The sequence below is a fragment of the Geomonas sp. genome (assembly GCF_056994735.1).
Window position 1 is genome coordinate 1 of sequence record NZ_JBXKJL010000027.1, and the last position, 7,838, is coordinate 7,838.

Below are 7,838 nucleotides of genomic sequence, written 5' to 3' on the forward strand. Positions count from 1 at the left end.
GGAAGAGATCGAGATCCTCGGGAAAGGCGAATGAGACCTTCCTCTGGCCGCAGCCGAACCAGAGGAGATCGCTGCTCTGCATCAGGCTGTCAAGCCACGGGTTGAGGTATGGCTGGAGGCGCGCCGGTAGCACTTCTTCCTCCCATGCCCCGGCGGTAAGGGGAGTGCCCAGCAGCTGTTCCATCCTTTTTTTCAGATCGTCCACCGAAACACCCGGTCGGACCACTCCCTGGAAGGTGGCGAGAAAGAGGGGGAGGTAGGAAAGGTCGAGTGCCTCGAAGGGCGCCTTCCGCGACCTGCGGAGCATCCTGAGGAGCGACTCCAGGTTGGCGGCATCGCAGAGCTCCGGGAGATTGCCGACTTCAGTAAACTGATCCAGCAGCACCAGCCCGGCCTCCTCCAGGGCATGAATGGAATCTTGAAAGAGATCGTCCGGCAATGCCAAGGTCCGCTGCACGAATGGAAACTCAAGTGGCCCGTGGTAACTTAGCCATCTCCCCAGCAGTCTCACCGTTGCCGAATCGCCCTCGTCGTTTCCCTCCCCGGAGGAAGTGCGGCTTTGGCGGCTCATCATTTTTCGTGCTGATGTCTGCAGTCCCTCCAGTAATGCCGGGCTCTCAACCAGTGCCGTCAGTCGTATATCCCGCCAGTCCCGTGCCAATCCCGCTGCCAGCTCGGGGAGCATCTCAATCGCCGCCACCGATCTCGGTGCTCCAGGTATTTCAATGATCACAACCCTTTCCGCGACCTGTGAGATCAACTCCTCCTCCCTGTCCAGGCCCTGATCCCGCTCCATTGCCTCCAGCAGCCTCGACCATTCCTCCTGCGGGATGAGGAGCCGCTCCTTCACCCAGTCGATCAGCTCCCTCGCCGAATCAGGAGCATATCCGGGGGCTATCCGCTGCTGTTTATCCTCAAAGATCCTGATCAGCTCCTTCGGTATCCGGGGACGCAGGTGCGGCGAGAAGGCCAGCTCTTTCAACAGGTCCTGGCCGAGCGCCGAGGTCCTTACGGCGTCGGGAGTGTCGTCCTCGTAAACGTATTTATTGGTTTGGAGCCAGATGAGTCCCTTGGCAAAGGGCGTTGCAACTGTGGTGCGGATCTGCGAAACCCTTATGTCGCCATCATGTAACTCTTCGAGCAGGCGCTTGAGGTTTGGCAGATCGAAGTCGTCCTGCAGCGACGAGCGCCAAGTCTCCAGAAGGATGGGGAAATCGCGGAATCTCATCACCGAAGCCATGAGTTTCCGGGAGCGCAGGCGGTTCAGCCACAGGGGCATCCTCCGTTTGAAGTTCGTCCGCGACAGCAAAAGGGCGCGTCCGGCATTCTCACGGAATCTGGCCCCGAAGTAGCCGGTACTCTCGAGAGAAGCCCGCAGCAGCGACTCGATGTTCCCCGGCGTCACCAGTGAAAGAATGTCGTGCAGGTCGATGTCATGAGGAACCAGCAGCGCTATGCCGTCATTATCGTAAAAGGCTTGCAGGGTGCAGCCGTACTTGTTCTCCCAGGCTGCGGAAAGGGCGAAGGTGAAGGGGCGGTTGAGGGTGTTTCCCCACAATGTGTGGAGGATGATCTGTTGGGTGTGGCCGGTCGTGAGCGGATCATGGAAGTGCTCGACCAGGAGGTGGTGCCGGTGGGGGAGCTCCGTCCCGCCCGATTCCTGCTGCAACTTCAGGAACGACTGCAGTGCCTCGGCCGCCCGTCGGTCCATGAAGTGGCGATCCATCAGCTCGCCGACGAAACCTTCCGTACCGAGCGTTTCCGCGCAGTACTCGAGAAAGGAGGCGATCTTTTCCGAATAGAAAAAGTCGCGATCGAGTTCCTCCGCCCTCCAGAAGGGGATGATCTGCTGAACCCTTTGCGCCGGAATCACCAGGACGGTGCTGTGGGTGATGTCGGTGATCTGCCAGAGCTGCGCGCCCAGGGCAAAGGTCTCCCCCAGCTTCCTCTCCCAGACGAACTCCTCGTCCAGTTCCCCGATCTTGGCGCCGGAATCCTTCAGCCTCAGCTCGTAATATCCCCTTTCCGGGATGGTTCCTCCTTCCAGGTAAATGAGCATCGACAGTCCCGGTCGGGTCGAGATGGTGTCGTTCAGCCTGTCGACCGTCGCCCTCGGGCGAAGTTCCATCACCTTGGACTCCGCATACCTCCCTTCCAGCATGCCGACCACCAGGTCGAATTGCTGCCGGGTGAGGTTCCGGTACGGATAGCTCGTCCTCAGAAAGTCGTAAAGGTCGTCCAGGTTCCACTTTTCGGGGAGGGCCATGGAGAGGATGATCTGGGCCAGGAGGTCGAGTGGGGTCTCGACCGGATGCAGCTCCTCGATCTCACCGTCGGCAATGGCGCGGGCGATGACCGCGGCCGAGATGAAGTCGGTGCCGTTCGTCGGAAAGAGCATTCCCGAGCTGACCTCGCCGACACCGTGTCCGGAGCGGCCGATGCGCTGGATGGCGGAGGATATGGAGCGGGGTGTCTGGATGAGGACCACGCTGTCGAGCTTTCCGATGTCGATGCCCAACTCCAGCGAATTGGTGGCTACGATGGCCTTGAGCTCGCCGCGTTTGAGCCGCTCCTCCACGGCCAGCCGGATCTCGCGGGAGAGGGATCCGTGGTGGGAATAGGCGACTTCCTCGCCTGTCTCCTCATTGATGAGCCTGGTTACCTTTTCCGTGGTCCGCCTGCTGTTGGCGAAGAAGAGGGTGGAGCGATGGTGGTCGATGATGTCGGCAAAGCGTCTGATCAGTGCCGGCCAGTAGTCGTCGCGCTGTTGGAGCTCGCTCTGCCCGGGGGCGCTGATCGTCAGGCTGAACTTTTTGGCGCGCTCCCCCCTGACGATGGAGACGGGTCGCCTGGTATATTCCCTCCCCCTTTGCCTCAGCCCCCCGATGAAGTCAGCCACCGTCTCCAGCGGTCTGACTGTCGCCGACAGCGCGATACGCTGGAACTCCCCGCTCAGGAGGGTCAGCCTTTCCACCGCGGTTATCAGGTGCGTCCCCCGCTTGCTCCCGGCCACCGCATGGATCTCGTCCAGGATGACTGTTGTGACGCCGGAGAGCGTGGACCTGCTTCCTTTCGAGGTGAGGAGGATGTTGAGACTTTCGGGGGTGGTGATGAGGATCTCCGGCGGGTTGCGCAGCATCCTGCGCCGCTCGTTGCCGGGGGTGTCGCCGCTTCTGGTCTGGACGCTTATGGCGGGGAAGGGGACGCCGGCCTTGGTGAAGTATTCGCGCAGTTCCTCCAGTGGCGCGAGGAGGTTTCGGCGCACGTCGTTATTGAGGGCCTTCAGGGGGGAGACGTAGACGACCCTGGTTTCGCCGCGCGGCCAGGCTCCGGTGACCAGCTGGTTTATGGCCCACAGGAAGGCCGCCAGCGTCTTCCCGCTCCCGGTCGGAGCAGTCACCAGCACGTGCCGCTGCTGCATCACCTCGGCCCATGCGCGCAACTGCACGTCGGTAGGTTCACCCAACGTTTCCCCGAACCACCTGCCGATCAGTGGATGGAATTGTTTGAGGACGTCAGCCGCCATTGATGATCTCGCGGTACTGGAGTGTCTGCAGGATTACTCATTATAACACAAAGGGCCTGATGCCAATGGTGGAGGGGCGGCGTGTCGGTCTTCATCGGCAGGAGGGCGCAGAATTGCTGTGAAGGTTGACATGACGGACGCTTTTATGGTAGCAAGAAAGGGCCGAAAGCAGGTAACTACTTGATTTTGGAGGTTTTTTATTTGAAGGATATAATGTTGTGCCGCAGGATGTTCCTGAAGTCGTCCGCCCTTTTTGCCGCAACCCTCGTTGGCGCCAAGTCCGCCTTCGCCAAAATCCTCGATGCCGGGGGATTCCCGGAAGGAAAATTATCTCTCTACAACACCAATAATCAGGAGAGGCTGACCGTCACCTACCGCAACAGCCTGGGAGAGTACTGTCAGGACGCCCTGCAGTCCATCAACTGGATCTTGCGCTGCCACAACACCAACGAGACTACCGAGATGGACATCCGGGTCCTCGAATACCTGAACCGGCTGGACAACAGCCTGGGCGGTGACAACGAGATCCACATCATCTCCGGTTACCGCTCCCCTGCCTACAACAGGATGCTCAGGAGCAAGTCGAAAGCGGTGGCCAAGGACAGCTTCCACTTGAAAGGGATGGCCATCGACCTGGTGATCCCGGGGGTCTCTCTCCGCAGGATCAGGCAGACGGCACTGGCTCTGGCCGCTGGAGGCGTCGGCTACTACCCCAAGAACAACTTCGTTCACATCGATTCAGGCACCTTCAGGACCTGGTAAGAAAAAGAGACCCACTTCGTCAGCTGCTGAAGTGGGTCTCTTTGTTTTATCGGCTGAGGGTGTCAGCTCTCGACGACGGCCGCAGGCCGGTGCTTCCTGCTGGAAAGAACTGCTGCTGCGGTTGCCATCACGGGACCGGCAAGGAGCAGGGCACTGGCCAGCGTGGTGACGGCGCGCTCGATGGCAACCTGATCGACGACCCGGCCATGGATGAGCCCACCCGCCACGACCAGCCGCATGGTCATCATGACCACGGCGGGAACTGCCACCGCTATCATGGAGAATTTCCATTTCTGCGCCCGGTCCATCTTCAGCCGGCAGATCAGCATCGGGTGGCAGGCCGCGTTGAGCGCCACGATCAGGTAGATAAAGAGGTGGTCCTGCGCAGCGCCCATCACATCATCCCCATCATTTTAGGTAACCAGATAGATAGCGATGGCCAGTAGGTGACGATGACAAGGAAGACGATCATTGTCATCAGCCATGGCATGACCGCCACCGTCAACTCGGTAATGCTGAGCTTCGAGATGCCACTGGCCACGTACAGGTTGAGCCCGACGGGAGGATGGCAGAGACCGACCTCCATGTTGGCATCTATGAGGATGCCGAAGTGGACCGGGTCGATGCCCAGTCGGGTAGCGGCAGGGAAGAGAATCGGGGCGAAGATCAAGATGATCGACGACGGTTCCATCACGTTGCCGGCCAACAGCAGGACCAGGTTCACGAAGATAAGGAAGGTCACCACGCCGAGGTCCTTGCCGAGAATCCAGTCCGCCATGGCCTGAGGGATGTTCTCATGGGACATGAGGAAGGAGAAGAGGACGGCATTGGTGATGATGTACAGCAGCATCGCGCTCAGGTTGGCGGAGTTCAGCAGGACCCGCGGGACGTCCTTGAAGGCCATGTCCCTGTAGACGAAGACGGAGATGAAGAAGGCATAGACCGCGGACATCGCCGCCGCTTCGGTCGCGGTGAAGATCCCGCTGTAGATGCCGCCGACGATGATGACCACCAGCATCAGCCCCCACACGCTCTTCCTGAAGGCTGAGAAACGCTGTGGCCAGCTGGCCTTTTCCAACCTCTTGTAGTTTCTCTTCTTGGAAACGTACCAGGTCACCACGCAGAGCATCAGGGTGAGGAGCATCCCCGGGATCAGGCCGGCAACGAAGAGTGCGCCGATCGAGGTGTTGGTCGAGATGGCATAGATGACCTTCGGAATGGAGGGGAGCATCAGGATGCCGAGAGATCCGGCGCATACGATGACCCCGGCCCCGAACCGCATGGGGTAGCCATGCCGCACCATCGCCGGAAGAATGATGGACCCGATGGCCACCACGGTGGCGACGCTCGATCCGCAGACAAGGGCGAACATGGCGCAGGCGATAATGCCGGCCAGAGCCAATCCGCCGTGCCAGTGCCCGATCATGCTGGTCGCGAAGTCGATCATCCTCCTGGCGACGCCGCCGTGGGTCAGGAAGTTTCCTGCCAGGATGAAGAATGGTATGGCCATGATTTCGAACTTTTCGATGCCGGTGAAAAGCTTCAGCGCCACGGCCTCGACCGGCACATTGGTCAGCAGGTAAAGGAAGGTCAGAACGGTCAGGCCCAGTGCGATCGAAACCGGAACCCCGGTCAGCATCAGCGCCAGCAGGAGAGCGAAGACGATCCCCACGTTCCCATAATAGAAGCCGACTCCCAAGAGGACCACCGAGAGCCCTATCAGCCAGCCCCCTGCCTTAGCCTTGCTCATCGGGGGTACTACATGAATTTCTTCCACGGCAATCGTACTCATTTTGTCGCACCTCCAGCAGCAAGTTCCCCTTCAATCACCCCGGCATCTTCCTCAAGTCCATCGACATGCGCCTCATTGTGACGGGGCAACTCCCCTGTCCTGATGAAGCGGCAGCCCACCTGGATGAACCTGAAGCACATCAGGTAAGATCCGAGCGGCACCGCGGAGTAGATGGCCCAGGTTGGCCACTCGAGGTCCGGTGTCGTCGGGCCTTGCGGCACGTCACCTGTGGCGATGCCGAGAAGATGGAACACGGCGTAGTGCATGCCGTTTTCCCATACGAACCTCCAGCCGAGGGTGCCGATGATGCCGGTAAAGAAGGCTCCGCAGATGACCGAGACCATCACCCCTTTTTTGCGCCAGTCCGCCGGGAGGCGGTTGACGAGGACGTCGACCCCGACATGGATGCCGGAGCGGACACCGTAGGCGGCACCGAATTTGGCCATCCACACGAACATGTAGATGCAGAGTTCCTGGGCCCAGCTGAGGTTGAGGGAAATCAGCCAATCCTGGAGGCCCGGAATCGGCAAGCCCGCGGCATAGCGGTGAATGATCGAAACGAAGATGATAAGTGTAGCTGCCCCCATAAGGAAGGTGATGATGGCTTCCTCAAGGTGATCGAGGTATTTCATATTCTCTCTCCTGGAGCATCGGACGGGGCCGCTGCGCAGGCCGCAGCGGCCCCTGTCAAAAGGCGATTCCCCTGTTACTTGGCGTTATACCCGGTGGCTGCATAGACTTCCTTGACGATGTCGGCACCGATGCGGTTCATGTTGTCCTTGTGGGCCTTGTCCATGGCCTTCTTCCAGGCAGCGCGCTCCTGCGGGGTCAGGGTGACCAGGTGGGAACGCCCCGACTTCTTCACGCCCGCCAGGGCCTCGTCGTTGTCCTTCTTGGCCACGTCGTTGGCGAATTTGGTGGCGTCCTTCATGGCTCCCTCAAGGATGGTGCGGATATCCTTCGGCAACGCTTCCCAGAATTTCTTGTTGACGATGACGGCGTAGCCCAGGTAACCGTGGTCGGAGAGGGTCACGTATTTCTGCACTTCGTGCATCTTCTGGGTGTAGAGGTTGGAAGGGGGATTCTCGGTGCCGTTGACCACGCCGGTCTGGAGGGCCTGGTAGACCTCGGAGAAGGCCATGACCTGCGGGATCGCGCCCAGGGAGCGCATCTCGGAATCGAGGACCTTGGAGGACTGGATGCGCATCTTCTGGCCCCTGAAGTCGTTCAGGGACTTGAGCGGCTTGTTGGCGCTCATGACCTTGAAGCCGTTGTCCCAGTAGGCCAGACCGAGGATCCCTTTGGGCTCCAGCTTCTTCAGCAGCTTCGCGCCGACCGGTCCCTGGGTGACCTTGTGCAGCTCCTGGTAGTTGTCGAAGATGAAGGGAAGGTCGAAGACCTCGAACTCTTTTACGCCGAGGGGGGCGAACTTGGCCAGGGAGGGGGCGAGCATCTGGACCGCGCCCAGCTGCAGCGCCTCCATCTCCTCCTTGTCCTTGTAGAGCTGGCTGTTGGGATAGACCTCGATCTTGACCCGTCCCCTGGTCCGCTCTTCGGCAAGTTTCTTGAAATAGTCCGCGGCCTGCCCCTTCGGCGTGTTCTGTGCCACTACGTGGCTGAACTTGATCACGATCGGCCCCGGTGCAGCCAGGGCTGTCATCGGCAGGGCAAGGGTGGCGCCGACGGCCAGACTCTTCAACAGTGTTCTCAGTTTCATAGATGCTCCTCCTTAATGATGTACCGCCAGTTGTTTACCTT

The 7,838-nt window shown here is 60.0% G+C and carries 6 protein-coding genes; 1 reads left to right on the forward strand and 5 read right to left on the reverse strand.

Going from position 1 to position 7,838, the window contains the following annotated elements; genetic code table 11:
- On the reverse strand, positions 1–3,526 hold a 3,526-nt coding region (locus tag AC11W3_RS01015; protein WP_484092347.1), incomplete at its 3' end, for a DEAD/DEAH box helicase.
- Between the two features lie 201 nt (positions 3,527–3,727).
- Here AC11W3_RS01015 and mepK point away from each other — a divergent pair.
- A complete protein-coding gene (gene mepK, locus AC11W3_RS01020) occupies positions 3,728–4,288 on the forward strand; it encodes a peptidoglycan L,D-endopeptidase MepK (protein WP_484088516.1) in 561 nt (186 codons plus the stop codon).
- 62 nt (positions 4,289–4,350) lie between these two features.
- Here the strand turns inward: mepK and AC11W3_RS01025 are convergent, their stop codons facing one another.
- From AC11W3_RS01025 to AC11W3_RS01040, 4 genes are all read right to left on the reverse strand, one after another.
- The gene (locus AC11W3_RS01025; RefSeq protein ID WP_484088517.1) at positions 4,351–4,683 is read right to left on the reverse strand and encodes a hypothetical protein; all 333 of its coding nucleotides are present in this window, start codon (positions 4,681–4,683) and stop codon (positions 4,351–4,353) included.
- Complete coding sequence (locus AC11W3_RS01030; RefSeq protein ID WP_484088518.1) at positions 4,683–6,080, reverse strand: TRAP transporter large permease; 1,398 nt, start codon at positions 6,078–6,080, stop codon at positions 4,683–4,685. Before AC11W3_RS01030 ends, AC11W3_RS01025 begins: the two co-directional genes overlap by 1 nt.
- Entirely contained in the window at positions 6,077–6,712 is a 636-nt protein-coding gene (locus tag AC11W3_RS01035) for a TRAP transporter small permease (protein WP_484088519.1), read from the reverse strand. Before AC11W3_RS01035 ends, AC11W3_RS01030 begins: the two co-directional genes overlap by 4 nt.
- Positions 6,713–6,786: 74 nt before the next feature.
- Positions 6,787–7,797 (reverse strand): TRAP transporter substrate-binding protein, encoded by a 1,011-nt coding sequence (locus tag AC11W3_RS01040; RefSeq protein ID WP_484088520.1) that lies wholly within the window; start codon positions 7,795–7,797, stop codon positions 6,787–6,789.
- Positions 7,798–7,838 lie beyond the last annotated feature (41 nt).

Excerpts from the sequence above, each read along its gene's own strand:
- AC11W3_RS01030 (WP_484088518.1), bottom strand. The coding sequence starts at position 6,080 with ATGAGTACGATTGCCGTGGAAGAAATTCATGTAGTACCCCCGATGAGC.
- AC11W3_RS01025 (WP_484088517.1), bottom strand. The coding sequence starts at position 4,683 with ATGGGCGCTGCGCAGGACCACCTCTTTATCTACCTGATCGTGGCGCTC.
- AC11W3_RS01035 (WP_484088519.1), bottom strand. The coding sequence starts at position 6,712 with ATGAAATACCTCGATCACCTTGAGGAAGCCATCATCACCTTCCTTATG.
- AC11W3_RS01040 (WP_484088520.1), bottom strand. The coding sequence starts at position 7,797 with ATGAAACTGAGAACACTGTTGAAGAGTCTGGCCGTCGGCGCCACCCTT.